Source organism: Bradyrhizobium sp. AUGA SZCCT0182 (assembly GCF_018130185.1).
Lineage (GTDB): Bacteria > Pseudomonadota > Alphaproteobacteria > Rhizobiales > Xanthobacteraceae > Bradyrhizobium.
In genome coordinates this window covers 145,391-158,570 of the sequence record NZ_JAFCLY010000017.1, presented here as the reverse complement: position 1 = coordinate 158,570, position 13,180 = coordinate 145,391, and the positions used below count along the sequence as shown (strand labels likewise).

Genomic DNA, 13,180 nt, shown 5'->3' with positions numbered 1-13,180 from the left:
TAAAACAGCGGGGCCTGATCAACCTGCCGCGGACCCATCATCGATTCGATCTCCCGCCCAGACGGGACGGAATGAATCAGCGATCACGGTCGGCTTCAACACCGAGTTTTTCAACACAATCCGCCAAAAGCCGCCGTTCGGACCTCGCAGAGTCACGCGAAGTAGCCAGTGCCGGGAGGCAAGAGTCTTGTCTACTGGAACTCCCCAAATGACTCGAGCATCCGATCTACGGTTTAGGAATCCGATTCTGACCATGTGAAATCAATTGGCTAGGCCTCGCGTGTTGCACATCTGTTGCAGCCCGCATCGTTTTCTCGCCGTAGATTTCGAGATTGCGGCCGCACCGAGAGCAGACCGACCGCAGTAAGCACCTATCTGATATGTCCCGCAGGACAAAGCCGTTCCAGCCACGGCAATCCCATTCAAGACCATGGCCAGCATTCGCATCACATTGCGGCGGAGCTCTGAGCGAGTTCACGTCTGGCAATCATGCAGGTGCTGACCACCATGAACTCCATAAGCATATGTGAAAGCGGCGGTTCCCCACCTTTCGTCTGGGAAGACAATGACGTCTCTCATTTCGGATGAACCCGGAGCAAGCGCAATGAACGTCAAAACCATCGTTGACCAGCTTTGCGAAAGGCCGCCTGTTCCCGCGTCTCCTCATTCCGCGGACCACCTTGCCGAGCGCTGGCGCCTGTCCGACTTCGTCGAGCTCACCAAACCGCGCGTCATGGTGCTCGCTGTCTTCACTGCGGTCGTTGGACTGATCAGCGCAGGCGGCGAGCTCGATGCCTTGCGAGCCCTTGTTGCGGTGCTCTCCATCGCCGCCGGAGCCGGAGCCGCCGGCGCACTCAATATGTGGTACGACGCCGATATCGATGTGGTCATGGCACGCACCGCGATGCGGCCGATTCCCCGAGGCAGGGTTTCGAAGGTCGAAGCGCTTGTCTTTGGAACGGTCCTCGGGACGATCGCTGTCGTGGTTCTCGCTCTCGCCACGAACCTCACAGCAGCCGCGCTATTGGCCGGGACGATCCTCTTTTATGTTGTCGTGTACACGGCATGGCTGAAGCGGTCCACGCGACAGAACATCGTCATCGGCGGTGCAGCCGGCGCGCTGCCGCCCGTGATCGGATGGGCCGCAGCAACCGGAGACGTCGGGCTTGAGCCGCTCGCGCTGTTCCTCATTATCTTCCTTTGGACGCCGCCGCATTTCTGGGCCCTCGCGCTTAATCGCACCGATGACTATGCGCGTGCCGGCGTTCCCATGCTGCCTGTTGTCGCGGGACGCGCGGCAACGACGCGCCAGATCCTGATCTATAGCGGCCTCCTGGCTCTCGCCTCGGAGCTGCCCTGGGTATTGGGGTTTGCAGGCACGGTGTATGGCGCGATCGCCGCCATCTGCGGGGGGCTTTTTCTTCTGCTGGCAGTTCAGTTGAACAGGAGCGCCGGGGCCGATCGCCACGCTGCTCAGAGACTGTTTTTGTTCTCCATCTCCTTCCTGTTCGTGCTGTTTGCGGCTCTCCTAATCGAGCATGGAGCCGGCTCATTTTCAGCCATGCGCGAGGCGTACGATGGCCGGACGCCCGGATCGGCGCATGCCGAACTCCTGTCAGGCACCGTCCGCAGCGCCTGCCGCACCGTCAACTTCAGCGAGGTCTAAGATGCGATACCGCTTACTTGCCGTCGTCCTGATCGGTGCCGCAACACTCAGTGGCTGCAGTGACGGCGTGCTCGATCCAAAAGGGCCGATCGCCCTCGCCGAACGGCAAATTCTGTTCAACGCGCTTGGCATCATGCTGGCGATCGTGATCCCGGTGATCGTTGCGACGCTTGGCGTTGCCTTTTGGTTTCGTGCATCGAATAAGCGTGCGCACTATCGGCCAAATTTCGCGTATTCCGGCCGCCTCGAGATGCTCGTCTGGTCGATCCCCGCCATGACCGTGTTCCTGGTTGGCGGCGTTGCCTGGGTTGGCTCACACGACTTGAACCCGCGCAAGCCGATCGGATCCACCGTGAAGCCGCTGCGGGTCCAGGTCGCTTCGCTCGACTGGAAATGGCTGTTCATTTACCCGGATCAAGGCGTCGCGAGCGTTAATTACCTGGCGATCCCTGTGGACACGCCAGTCAGTTTCGAGCTGACGTCCTCAGGCGTGATGAACAGCTTCTTTGTGCCGCAGCTCGGCAGCCAGATTTACACCATGGCCGGAATGGTAACCCGCCTTCACCTGCAGGCCGACCATGCGGGAAGCTACCGCGGAATGTCTGCGCAATATAGCGGCGAGGGCTTTGCAGATATGCACTTCAACGTCGACGCCGTCGCTCCCGATAAATTCTCGGAGTGGGTCAACACAGCGCGCAACGTCGGCGTAGAGCTGGATGGCACGACTTACACGGAGCTGGCAAAGCCCAGCGCCAAGGTGCCGCCGTTCACCTATCGCGCGGTCGCGCCCGGGCTATTCAACAGCATCATGGTCTCCGAAATGCAATCCGACGATGCGATGTGCCGCTTCTATCCGACGTCAATGAGGGCAGAGAAATGAATCTACTTGGCAAGCTGGATTGGAGCGCGATCCCTCTCGACCAGCCGATCATCATGGGCGCGACAGGTGGAATGGTCCTGGTCATCGTGTCGATCCTTGCGTGGGTCGCGCTCAAGGGGTACGTGCCTTACCTTTGGCGCGAGTGGATCACCTCTGTCGACCACAAGCGCATCGGCATCATGTACATCATCCTCGCGCTGATCATGCTGCTGCGCGGTTTTGCCGACGCCATCATGATGCGGGCGCAACAGGCGGTCGCAGCGGGCGGCGCGCAGGGATATTTGCCGCCCGAGCACTTCGACCAGATATTCTCGGCACACGGCACCATCATGATCTTCTTCATGGCGATGCCATTCGTGATCGGGATGATGAACTTCGTGGTGCCGCTGCAGCTCGGCGTCCGTGACATGGCCTTTCCAACCCTGAACTCGGTAGCCCTGGGGCTCACCGCGTCGGGCATCCTCCTGACCAACATCTCGCTCGGGGTTGGCGAGTTCGCCAAAACCGGCTGGGTCGCATACCCGCCGCTGAGCGAGCTGCAATATTCGCCCGGCGTCGGCGTCGACTATTATCTCTGGGCGCTGCAAATCTCCGGCGTCGGTACATTGATGACCGGCATAAACTTCGTCGCGACAATCCTGAAAACGCGGGCGCCGGGCATGAGCCTGATGCGCATGCCGGTCTTCTGCTGGACGTCGCTCGCCGCAAATCTCCTGATCGTCGCTGCATTCCCGGTCCTGACCGCGACCTTCGGAATGCTGCTGCTCGATCGCTACCTCGGCTTTCACTTCTTCACGACCGATGCCGGGGGCAACGCGATGATGTACATCAACCTGTTCTGGGTGTGGGGTCATCCGGAGGTCTACATCCTGGCGTTACCGGCGTTCGGCATCTTTTCCGAGGTTGTCTCGACCTTCTCCGGCAAGCCGCTGTTTGGCTATCGCTCCATGGTGGCCGCGACGATGGCGATTTGCGTGCTGTCATTCTTTGTCTGGCTGCACCACTTCTTCACCATGGGTGCCAGCGCGAACGTCAACGGCTTCTTCGGGGTCATGACGATGATCATCGCCGTGCCGACGGGTGTCAAAGTCTTCAACTGGCTGTTCACGATGTATGGCGGCCGCATCCGGTTCACCGTTCCGATCCTGTGGTCGATCGGCTTCATGGTGACGTTCTTGATCGGCGGCATGACCGGCGTATTGATGGCTGTGCCTCCCGCTGACTTCCAGCTGCACAACAGCCTGTTCCTGATCGCACATTTCCACAATGTCATCATCGGCGGCACGGTGTTCGGCTTGATGGCGGGTTACAATTATTGGTTCCCGAAGGCGTTCGGCTTCAGACTCGACGAACGCTGGGGCAGAGTTTCGTTCTGGTGCTGGCTGATCGGCTTCTATATCGCCTTCATGCCGCTCTACGCGCTCGGTCTCATGGGCATGACTCGCCGCATGCAGCATTACGACGTTGCCAGCTGGCAACCGTGGCTGGTGGTTGCGGCCGTCGGTGTCGTGATCATCCTCGCCGGCATCGTCGCCCAGGTCATCCAGCTTGTGGTCTCGATCCGCAACCGCGAACAACTCCAGGTGACCTCGGACCCCTGGAACGGGCGCACGCTGGAATGGGCGACGGCTTCGCCGCCGCCGGCCTGGAATTTCGCCGTGCTTCCCCAGGTCGCAGACCTCGACGCGCTCTGGAACAGGAAGCAGCGTGAACGCACACAACAAGCGCAAGGACCGAATGATCGCAAATTCAATCCGATCGAAATGCCGAAGAACAGCGCGACCGGCTTCATCACGGCATTCTTTGCGGTCGTCACTGGCTTCGCCATGATCTGGCACATCTGGTGGATGGCCGGTGCGGGAGCAATCGGGATCTTTCTGACCATGCTCGCCTTCGCGTTTCGCGATGAAGAGGAAGTCGAAATTCCGGCCGAGCAGATTGCCCGGTTCGAGCAGGCGCACCAGGCGGAGATTGCAGTATGAACATCGCGGTTGCAGTAGATGATGAGGTTCGGCACGAGGCGCGACCGAGTGCAAGCGAGTCCGGTCCCGCCACAAAGCGGATAGTGGTCGGCTACGGCTTCTGGGTATTCCTCCTGAGCGACATCGTGATGTTCTCGGCGTTCTTCGCCGCTTACGCGGTGCTCGCCCACGCCACTGCCGGCGGTCCGAGCGGCGTGCAGCTGTTCAGCCAGCGCAGCGTTGCGATCGAAACCGGCTGCCTCCTCGCGTCGAGCTACACCTGCGGATTGATGTCGCTGGCGATTGGTTCGCGGCGCTATGGCGTCACCTATCTGGCTGCCCTCGTCACTTTCGTGCTGGGAGCCGCGTTCCTTGTACTGGAGGTCCAAGAGTTCGCCGGCATGATCGCGGTCGGTGCCGGTCCGCAGCGTAGCGCTTTCCTCTCCGCCTTCTTCACGCTGGTCGGCTGTCACGGGTTGCATGTCGCGGCCGGCCTGATCTGGCTGGCGGTGATGATGGCTCAGGTCGCCATCAAGGGCGTTAGCGCTACCGTCGAACGCCGCCTGCTCTGCTTTTCACTGTTCTGGCATGCGCTCGACATCGTCTGGGTATGGCTGTTTACGGTGGTCTATCTGATGGGAGTCCTTTCATGACCGACATGCAATATGATCGCGCGCCGGGAGACGCGTCGGCCCTTCCCGACGTGGAACAGGGGACATCGTCCGGCCTGCTTGTCTACACGATCGGATTGGCTCTCGCGGTGGTCCTCACGGCCATGTCGTTCTGGGTCGCCAACACAACGCTGCTCTGGACCGGCGGCGTCTCCCTCGGATTGACTGTCCTCGCGATCGCCCAAATGGGCATCCATTTGGTGTTCTTCCTGCATGTTACCACTGGGCCGGACAACACCAACAACGTGATGGCGCTGGCGTTCGGCGTGCTGATCGTCGTCCTGGTCGTCGTCGGATCGCTTCTAATCATGGCAGATCTGAACGACAACATGATGCTTCCGGCTGAACTGATGAACCTGCATATGCAGCGTTGAGCCGCCCTTGCTTCGCAAGCGACTGTCTTCGGCGATGGCGTACGCGCCCGCGCTGCTTGGGCCCCTCGCGAGATCAAGGGCCAGCAAGCCCCGGACTGCTGCGGACCGGTCGCCGGCGACGAGAGCAAGATGATTGAGCCCCGCGCAATTGCACGATAGCCACGCATGCACACAAAAAGAGGCCGATAGCGATCACTCGCTATCGGCCTGAACGACCTGGTCGACGTCGCGGATCGTGTGCCGGCGTCGACATTTGAGCGTCTCGGGAGGACTGGCGCTCAGCCTTGCAGGTCAACTATCGGGGCCTTCGTCGATCCGAGGGGCTATCGTCGAGACTGATCCGACACGATTAACCTAAGATAGCAAGACACTCGCCTCTAGTACAGACTTGCCACGAATTGTAGTTGCGAGCTGCATCTGACGAACGCACAGACCTCATCTTAACAATTGCCCTTTGAACAAGCGCGTCCCAAAACCAGCAAGGACATTCGCGCGATCAATTCATTCAAGCCATAAACGTCATTGCAGCATCCCGCAATACTGGAGCTGCCCCATGATGATCAGGCTTGCCATTCTACTGACGTCAGCAACGATCAATGCGTCGACTGTTCCTGCCGCTGCATCACAATGCACCTCGCCGGCCGCAATCACCGCCATTCGGACGCACTGGGCTGCTGTACGCAGTCAGCTCAACAAGGCCACGGACCATGAAGCCGCGTGCCGCGCCTATGCGGCGTCGTTTTACGAGTCGGTAACGACGCGTCAGGCGGCCGCCGGCTGCACTGACGGTACGAATATTTCCGCGATCGATGCGGATATCAACGCTTTCAACGACCTGCTGGCGACCAAATGCGGCGGCTAAGCCGTCGCCGTAGCGACTTCATTCTCGAAAGGTTGATCCGATGGTCCTCTTTCCACTTTTCACATTCTTTCTCTGGCTTCAGGTCTTCACCTCCGCAACCTTCCTGAAGCGGAAGCCAGTTCTGGTGCCTGGTGCACGGCCAAATGCAGAGCAAGGTCGTCCCGACCACGGCAATCCCATTCAATAAGGCACAGCGCCGCTGCGTCACAGTCAAACCTCGAACAAGATCGATCTCACTTTGGATCAAGAAAGTACAAAGGTGACCCCATGCCCAAAGCGGCCTTGAACATCGTCAAAAGCGCAAGCACGCAAACAACTATCCCGCGTCTATTCGTTCTTGAGATTAACGCCGGGAAGATTCACGTGATGAACACAGACGGTTCCGATCGCGAGACGATCGTGACGGGCTGTCACCTTCCGGACGGCATCGTCGTCGATGCCGCGGCTGGCCACATCTACTGGACCAACATGGGCATCCCAAGCCTGAACGACGGGTCCGTCGAGCGCGTCGATCTCAACGGCAAGAACCGCAAGATGATTGTTCCTGTTGGAGCTACCCACACCCCGAAGCAGATCATTCTCGATAAAAAGGCCGGCAAGCTCTACTGGTGCGACCGCGAGGGCATGCGTGTCATGCGCTGCAATCTCGACGGATCGCGACTCGAGACGCTCATCGAGACCGGACGTGGGGATGCCGACAGCCGAAACGCGACAAAATGGTGCGTCGGGCTCTCGATCGATCGGAAGCACGGCAAGATCTATTGGTCGCAAAAGGGCCCCGACAATGCCGGGCTCGGCCGCATCTCCCGGGCCAATCTTGAAATACCCGCCGGCGAAACCCCGGCCAATCGCACCGACATCGAGGTCTTCTTCGACGCGCTGCCGGAGCCAATCGATCTCGAGCTCGATCACGAGAACCGCGTCATGTACTGGACCGACCGCGGCGATCCGCCGCGGGGCAACACGGTGAACCGCGCGTCCATCGACAACAAGCCGGCCGAGCCGAAAATCGTGGTGACCCACCTGATGGAAGGGATCGGCATCGCGCTCGACGTGCCCGGTGATCGCATGTTCGTCACCGATTTTGCGGGATCGATCTATTCCGCACGGCTCGATGGATCCGGCGAACGCAATTTTCTCTACGCGCAAGGCAACCTCACCGGCATCGCATACGCCGAAATCCCGAAGGAGAAGTGACATGTCGCAAACCAAACCCATTCGCCGCATCGCCATCATCGGCACCGGCGTGATCGGCGCGAGCTGGAGCTCGCTGTTTCTCGCCAAGGGATTGCACGTCGTCGCGACGGATATCGCGCCGAATGCGGAAGCTGCGTTGAGGAAGTTCGTCGAAGCCGCCTGGCCGGCGCTCAAGCGATTGGGTCTGTCGCCCGGAGCGTCGCAGTCGAACCTGACGTTCACTCGCGACCTTGCGCAGGCGCTTGCCGGCGCCGACCTCGTCCAGGAGAACGGCCCCGAGCGGATCGATTTCAAGCAGAAGCTCTACGGGCAGTTGGACGAACTGCTGCCGCCCGACGTGATCATCGCATCGAGCTCGTCGGGGCTCACCATGAGCGAAATCCAGAAGGGCGCCGCGTCCCATCCCGAGCGCTGCGTGATCGGCCACCCGTTCAATCCGCCCCACTTGATCCCGCTGGTCGAGATCGTGGGCGGGGCAAAGACCTCGGAAGCGACAATCCGGCGCGCGGATGAATTTTACACCTCGATCGGGCAACGGACGGTGCGGGTCAACAAGGAAATGCCGGGGCATGTCGCCAACCGGCTGCAGGCGGCGCTGAGCCGCGAGATCTATTACCTCGTTGCGGAGGGCGTCGTGAGCGCCGCGGATGTCGACACGGCTCTCTCCTGGGGGCCGGGCCTGCGCTGGGGCGTTATGGGCGGCCTGATGCTCAACCATCTCGGCGGCGGTCCGGGCGGCATCGAGCACTTCTTCCAGCAATTCACCGGCCCGATGACGGCTTGGTGGAAGACCCTTGGCTCTCCGGTGCTGACACCGGAAGTGCAAAGGAAGCTGATCGACAGCGTCCATGCTGAAGCCGGATCGCGCTCAGTCAGCGAACTGGAAGCGGAGCGCGACGAGATGCTGCTTGGCCTGATCGAGCTGCGCAAACAAGTCGGAAAGGCAAGCTCTCCGAGATTGAGAGAACGTGTCCTCTAGGACCACTCGACTGATCCGACCAAAGCCCCGAAAGGCACTCGCCTTTCGGGGCCTTTTTGCGTTCGACGACTCGCAGAAGCGTGAGCAGACAAGAGGGCAAAAACGTCCCCGAGACCGCAAGCTGCTTCAAGAACGCTGGTCGCTTCCGCATCAGATTGGTCGTCGAGATCACCATCCACGTCACTCACGGAGACTCGACATGCCCACCGTAACCACAGCAAGCAAGACCGCCGCCCCGAAGCCGGCGCCCGTACCCAACGGCGACTTCTATCAGCTTGTCGATCATCTCACACCCGAGGAGAAAGGGGTCGTCAAGAAGGTGCGGACCTATATGGAGAGCAAGGTCCAGCCGGTCATCAACAAGTACTGGTCTGATGACGCGTTTCCGTTCGAACTGCTGCCATCGTTCAAGGAGCTCGGCCTCGGCGGGCTCGGCTTTGAGGGCTATGGCTGCGCCGGCGGCAGCCAAAAGCTGTTCGGTTTCGTCGCGATGGAGATCGCGCGCACCGACGCGTCGTTCTGCACGTTCTGGGGCGTACACAGCGGCCTCGCCATGGGCTCGATCTATCTCGATGGATCCGAGGAGCAGAAGCAGAAATGGCTGCCGCAAATGGCGCGTTTCGAAAAGATCGGCTGCTTCGGCCTCACCGAGCCGCTGGTCGGTTCGGGAACGAGTGGCGGTCTGACCACAACGGCCAAGCGTGAAGGCGATACCTGGATTCTCAATGGCCAGAAGCGGTGGATCGGTAACGCGCCATGGTGCGACCTCTCCATCATCTGGGCACGCGATCTCGCCGACAATCAGGTGAAGGGATTCATCGTCGAGAACAAGTCGACGCCTGGTTTCAGCGTCGAGAAGATCGAGCACAAGATTGCGCTCAAGGTGGTCCAGAACGGCCAGATCACGCTGAAGGATGTCCGGGTTTCCGAAGCGAACCGCCTGCAGAGCGGCAATTCGTTCCGCGATACCGCGCGCGTGCTGCGAATGACGCGATACATGGTGGGCTGGGCGTCGACCGGCATCCAGATGGGTGCATTCGAAGCAACCGTTAAATACGCCCAGGAACGACTGCAATTCGGCAGGCCGATCGCTTCGTTCCAGCTGATTCAGGATCTGCTCGCCAAGATGCTTGCCAATCTGACCGCGTGCCAGTGCCTGATGCTCCGCCTGGCGCAGCTCGATGACGAAGGCAAACTCGGCGACCATCATGCGGCGCTGGCGAAGGCGTTCTGCACGGCGAAATCGCGGGAGACGGTCTCATGGGGCCGCGAGGTCCTGGGCGGCAACGGCATCGTCGCCGACTACAATCTCGCGCGCTTCTTCGCCGATGCAGAGGCACTCTACTCCTACGAAGGTACGTATCAGATGCAAAATCTGATCGTCGGCAAATCCATCACCGGTCACGGCGCTTTCGTCTGACATCCCAGCGGCCGGCGCTCCGACGCCGGCCGCCCCTCATCCAGGAGACATGACTATGGTTTCGCAAGCTGCACCGTTCACCGCTTCGCCTGCAACAGTACCCAACTCCTTGCCCAGAGCGGCGTTGGCGCTTGCCAACCTCCAGTACGAGAAAAAGGGTACGATCGCCTACGTGACGGTCAATCGGCCCAAGGTGCTCAATGCGCTCAATACGCCGACCTGGACGGATTTGAAGGCAGCCTTCGAAGATGCAAAGGTCGATGCGTCCGTGCATGGCGTCATCCTCACCGGGGCGGGCGACAAGGCTTTCATCGCCGGCGCCGACATCAGCGAACTCGCGCATGTCGACGCCTACGAGGCGGAGGAATCCAGCCGGTTCGGTCAGGGCGTTCTCGATCTGATCGAAAATCTGGGCAAGCCGGTGATCGCAGCCATCAATGGCTTTGCGCTCGGCGGAGGCTGCGAGACGGCGATGGCTTGCAGCATCAGGATCGCCGTGGAGCATGCCAAGTTCGGGCAGCCCGAGGTGAAGCTCGGGCTGTTGCCGGGCGGTGGCGGCACGCAACGCCTGCCGCGCCTGGTCGGAAAGGGCCGCGCGCTGCAGTTGATCCTCACCGGCGAAACGATCTCTGCCCAGGAAGCCTATCGCATCGGCCTCGTCAACGAAGTCGTCCCCGCGGCCAATCTCATCGCTCGCGCCGAGACGATCCTGAAGCAGATCTCCGCCAACGCGCCGATCGCCGTAAAGTTCTCGCTGGAAGCGGCCAACAGGGGGATGGACACCAGCCAGGCCGAGGGCTTTGCGCTCGAAGCGTCCTATTTCGGCATCTGCGCGGCGACCGAGGACAAGAAGGAAGGCACCGCCGCCTTCCTCGAGAAACGCGCGCCGCAGTTTCACGGACGCTGAAGCGCAAGCAACACCGGACATTGGCCATGGCAACGTCTTCCCCCACCCCAGTTCCGATGGAACGATTCCGGCTGACCAGTTCCGACGGGCTGTGCATCGCATGCGCCCGCTGGGTGAGCCGCGGCCCGGCCCGCGCCGTCGTTCAGATCGCTCACGGGATGGGCGAACACATCGGGCGCTATGCCGACACCATCGATGTGCTCGTTGCGGCAGGTCTCACTGTCTACGCCAACGATCATCGCGGGCACGGCCTCAGTGCCCACACGCAATTGGGAGAACTTGGCAGGGGCGGCTTTGAACTTCTCGTACAGGACATGGCCCGCCTGGGCGAGATCGCCAGAGAGGAAAATCCCGACCTGCCGCTGCTACTGTTGGGGCACAACATGGGATCCTTTGCCGCGCAGAGATACGTTATCGACCACAGCCACGAGCTTGATGGCTTGATTCTCTCGGGATCGGGGGCGCTCGACGGACTGGCGCGCACCACACTTCTGGCACCTGTGGGCAGCAACCTCCTTAACGCCGCATTCGAGCCCGCGCGGACCCCCTTCGACTGGCTATGCCGCGATCGGGCGATCGTCGATGCCTTCATGACCGATCCTCTCTGCTTTGCCGACCTTCGCCCCGCATCTCTTGCGTCCTTCCTCGGCGCCGCGCAACGGCTGTGCGATCCAGTCGCGCTCCGCAAGATCCGGAGCGATCTCCCGATCTATTTGTTCTCCGGAAGCGAAGACCCCGTCGGGCAGCAACTGCGGGGACTCCGCACCCTGATTGGCCGCTACCACGTCGCCGAACTGCACGACATCGCCTTCGATTTTTATCCAGGCGGTCGACACGAGATGCTGAACGAGATCAACCGACGCGAAGTCCAGACCCGCCTGCTTGGCTGGATCTCCCAAACGCTGGAAACTCTGCACGACGATGACCGCAGCGTTTCGATTGCACCCGAACTTCAACACTAAGGAGACAACAATGCCGAACGACAATATTTTCTCCGGACTCAAGGTGGTGGATCTCGCCAGCTTCATCGCGGGCCCGAGCGCTGCCGTGATTCTGTCCGATTTCGGCGCCGACGTCATCAAAGTGGAGCCACCGAGCGGCGACCTGTGGCGAATTGCAAACCACTTGCCCCCGCAGCCGGTCGCCGAGGAAGCCTACCCCTGGCACCTCGCCAACCGCAACAAGCGCGGCATCGCACTTGATCTGAAATCACCAAGCGCGCAGCAGGTTCTCGAAAAGCTCGTCAAATGGGCTGACGTGCTCATCGTCAATACCCCGCATCCCGCGCGCGCACGGTTGAAGCTCGAATATCAGGACGTGGTGCGGTGGAATCCGCGCCTGATCTACGCGGATATCTCAGGCTTCGGCGACAAGGGTCCGGATGCGAATCTCCCCGGTTTCGACATCACTTCGTACTGGGCGCGCAGCGGCTTGTTGTCGATGACGCGCGACGCCGGGGCCTCCCCAACCTGGCCGGTGGCCGGCAGCGGCGACAACGCCACCGCCGTCGGGCTCTATTCGGCGATCGTCACCGCGCTCTATCGTCGCGAGCGCACCGGCGAGGGAGCGCATGTCACGACCTCCCTGCTCGCCGAAGGCGTGTGGTCCGCCAGCGTCTCGATCCAGGCCGCACTTTGCGAGGCGAAGTTCTTTGGGCTGCATGATCGTATGCACCCCGCTAATGCGGCAATGAATGTGTATCGCGCAAAGGATGGCACCTGGTTCGTTCTGATCGTCACGCCCGACAAGCTGGCGGCCGTCGCGAAAGCCCTCGACCGCGCGGATCTCCTGACGGATCCACGGTTTGCGGACCCTGCGAAACTGATGGCGAACATGACGGAGCTTACAGCCATTTTCGACGAAATCTTCTGCTCGAAGCCGATGGCGCATTGGTACGAGGTCTTCAATGGCGTTCACGTGACATTCGGCGCAGTGCGTGAGCCGCAAGAGGTGATCAACGATCCCCAGCTCCGCGCTAACGACATCATCGTTCCGCTCGAAGGCGCCGGTGGCAAGCTAACGTCGACGATCAGCAGTCCGCTTCAGGTGCATGGCGTCGCCAAGGTGTCCGCGAAGCGGGCCCCAAAGATTGGAGAACACAATGAGGAAGTTCTCCGGCAGCTCGGATTCAGCGCGACCGAAATCGATGGTTTGCGTGCGAGCGGTACCGTTCCGAAGGCAAAGGAACCTGCGGTCTAGCCGACGAACTGTCGGAGGCAGCGGCAGCCGCCCCGGACGCTCGACTTGCAGTGAAATTCACCTA

General features: G+C 60.8%; 12 protein-coding genes. All 12 read left to right on the top strand.

The genetic code is table 11. The annotated features are described in order from the left end of the window. The first annotated feature begins 604 nt into the window (after positions 1-604). The 12 genes from JQ611_RS19630 (at position 605) to JQ611_RS19575 (ending at position 13,116) form a co-directional block, all read left to right on the top strand. Positions 605-1,666: a heme o synthase gene (locus JQ611_RS19630; RefSeq protein WP_212466331.1), complete on the top strand. Its 1,062-nt coding sequence runs from the start codon at positions 605-607 to the stop codon at positions 1,664-1,666. Beyond that, on the top strand, positions 1,578-2,546 hold the full coding sequence (cyoA, locus tag JQ611_RS19625) for a ubiquinol oxidase subunit II (RefSeq protein WP_212466330.1): 969 nt from the start codon (positions 1,578-1,580) through the stop codon (positions 2,544-2,546). The genes JQ611_RS19630 and cyoA overlap by 89 nt, the downstream gene beginning before the upstream one ends. Further along, positions 2,543-4,528: a cytochrome o ubiquinol oxidase subunit I gene (gene cyoB / locus JQ611_RS19620; RefSeq protein WP_212466329.1), complete on the top strand. Its 1,986-nt coding sequence runs from the start codon at positions 2,543-2,545 to the stop codon at positions 4,526-4,528. Before cyoA ends, cyoB begins: the two co-directional genes overlap by 4 nt. Continuing rightward, on the top strand, positions 4,525-5,160 hold the full coding sequence (gene cyoC / locus JQ611_RS19615) for a cytochrome o ubiquinol oxidase subunit III (protein ID WP_212466328.1): 636 nt from the start codon (positions 4,525-4,527) through the stop codon (positions 5,158-5,160). The genes cyoB and cyoC overlap by 4 nt, the downstream gene beginning before the upstream one ends. Beyond that, positions 5,157-5,552: a cytochrome o ubiquinol oxidase subunit IV gene (gene cyoD, locus JQ611_RS19610; protein ID WP_212466327.1), complete on the top strand. Its 396-nt coding sequence runs from the start codon at positions 5,157-5,159 to the stop codon at positions 5,550-5,552. The genes cyoC and cyoD overlap by 4 nt, the downstream gene beginning before the upstream one ends. Before the next feature lie 556 nt (positions 5,553-6,108). Beyond that, on the top strand, positions 6,109-6,414 hold the full coding sequence (locus JQ611_RS19605) for a hypothetical protein (protein ID WP_212466326.1): 306 nt from the start codon (positions 6,109-6,111) through the stop codon (positions 6,412-6,414). A gap of 366 nt (positions 6,415-6,780) precedes the next feature. Beyond that, positions 6,781-7,611 carry a 3-hydroxyacyl-CoA dehydrogenase gene (locus tag JQ611_RS19600; RefSeq protein WP_249133297.1) on the top strand — a complete coding sequence of 277 codons (831 nt, stop codon included), beginning with the start codon at positions 6,781-6,783 and terminating at the stop codon, positions 7,609-7,611. A 1-nt stretch (position 7,612) separates the two neighbouring features. Then, the gene (locus JQ611_RS19595; protein WP_212466324.1) at positions 7,613-8,590 is read left to right on the top strand and encodes a 3-hydroxyacyl-CoA dehydrogenase NAD-binding domain-containing protein; all 978 of its coding nucleotides are present in this window, start codon (positions 7,613-7,615) and stop codon (positions 8,588-8,590) included. Positions 8,591-8,789: 199 nt separating this feature from the next. Beyond that, the gene (locus JQ611_RS19590) at positions 8,790-10,010 is read left to right on the top strand and encodes an acyl-CoA dehydrogenase family protein (protein WP_212466323.1); all 1,221 of its coding nucleotides are present in this window, start codon (positions 8,790-8,792) and stop codon (positions 10,008-10,010) included. A 55-nt stretch (positions 10,011-10,065) separates the two neighbouring features. Further along, positions 10,066-10,917 carry an enoyl-CoA hydratase-related protein gene (locus JQ611_RS19585; RefSeq protein ID WP_212466322.1) on the top strand — a complete coding sequence of 284 codons (852 nt, stop codon included), beginning with the start codon at positions 10,066-10,068 and terminating at the stop codon, positions 10,915-10,917. 26 nt (positions 10,918-10,943) lie between these two features. Continuing rightward, positions 10,944-11,879, top strand: coding sequence for an alpha/beta fold hydrolase (locus JQ611_RS19580; RefSeq protein ID WP_212466321.1), 936 nt, complete (start codon positions 10,944-10,946; stop codon positions 11,877-11,879). A gap of 10 nt (positions 11,880-11,889) precedes the next feature. Further along, the gene (locus JQ611_RS19575; RefSeq protein ID WP_212466320.1) at positions 11,890-13,116 is read left to right on the top strand and encodes a CaiB/BaiF CoA-transferase family protein; all 1,227 of its coding nucleotides are present in this window, start codon (positions 11,890-11,892) and stop codon (positions 13,114-13,116) included. Positions 13,117-13,180: the final 64 nt, after the last annotated feature.

What these genes read in the sequence shown, in the direction of transcription:
- JQ611_RS19590 (WP_212466323.1), top strand. Translation starts at nt 8,790, where the DNA reads ATGCCCACCGTAACCACAGCAAGCAAGACCGCCGCCCCGAAGCCGGCG.
- JQ611_RS19585 (WP_212466322.1), top strand. Translation starts at nt 10,066, where the DNA reads ATGGTTTCGCAAGCTGCACCGTTCACCGCTTCGCCTGCAACAGTACCC.
- cyoB (WP_212466329.1), top strand. Translation starts at nt 2,543, where the DNA reads ATGAATCTACTTGGCAAGCTGGATTGGAGCGCGATCCCTCTCGACCAG.
- JQ611_RS19580 (WP_212466321.1), top strand. Translation starts at nt 10,944, where the DNA reads ATGGCAACGTCTTCCCCCACCCCAGTTCCGATGGAACGATTCCGGCTG.
- cyoA (WP_212466330.1), top strand. Translation starts at nt 1,578, where the DNA reads ATGGCCGGACGCCCGGATCGGCGCATGCCGAACTCCTGTCAGGCACCG.
- JQ611_RS19600 (WP_249133297.1), top strand. Translation starts at nt 6,781, where the DNA reads ATGAACACAGACGGTTCCGATCGCGAGACGATCGTGACGGGCTGTCAC.
- JQ611_RS19595 (WP_212466324.1), top strand. Translation starts at nt 7,613, where the DNA reads ATGTCGCAAACCAAACCCATTCGCCGCATCGCCATCATCGGCACCGGC.
- JQ611_RS19605 (WP_212466326.1), top strand. Translation starts at nt 6,109, where the DNA reads ATGATCAGGCTTGCCATTCTACTGACGTCAGCAACGATCAATGCGTCG.
- cyoC (WP_212466328.1), top strand. Translation starts at nt 4,525, where the DNA reads ATGAACATCGCGGTTGCAGTAGATGATGAGGTTCGGCACGAGGCGCGA.
- JQ611_RS19575 (WP_212466320.1), top strand. Translation starts at nt 11,890, where the DNA reads ATGCCGAACGACAATATTTTCTCCGGACTCAAGGTGGTGGATCTCGCC.
- JQ611_RS19630 (WP_212466331.1), top strand. Translation starts at nt 605, where the DNA reads ATGAACGTCAAAACCATCGTTGACCAGCTTTGCGAAAGGCCGCCTGTT.
- cyoD (WP_212466327.1), top strand. Translation starts at nt 5,157, where the DNA reads ATGACCGACATGCAATATGATCGCGCGCCGGGAGACGCGTCGGCCCTT.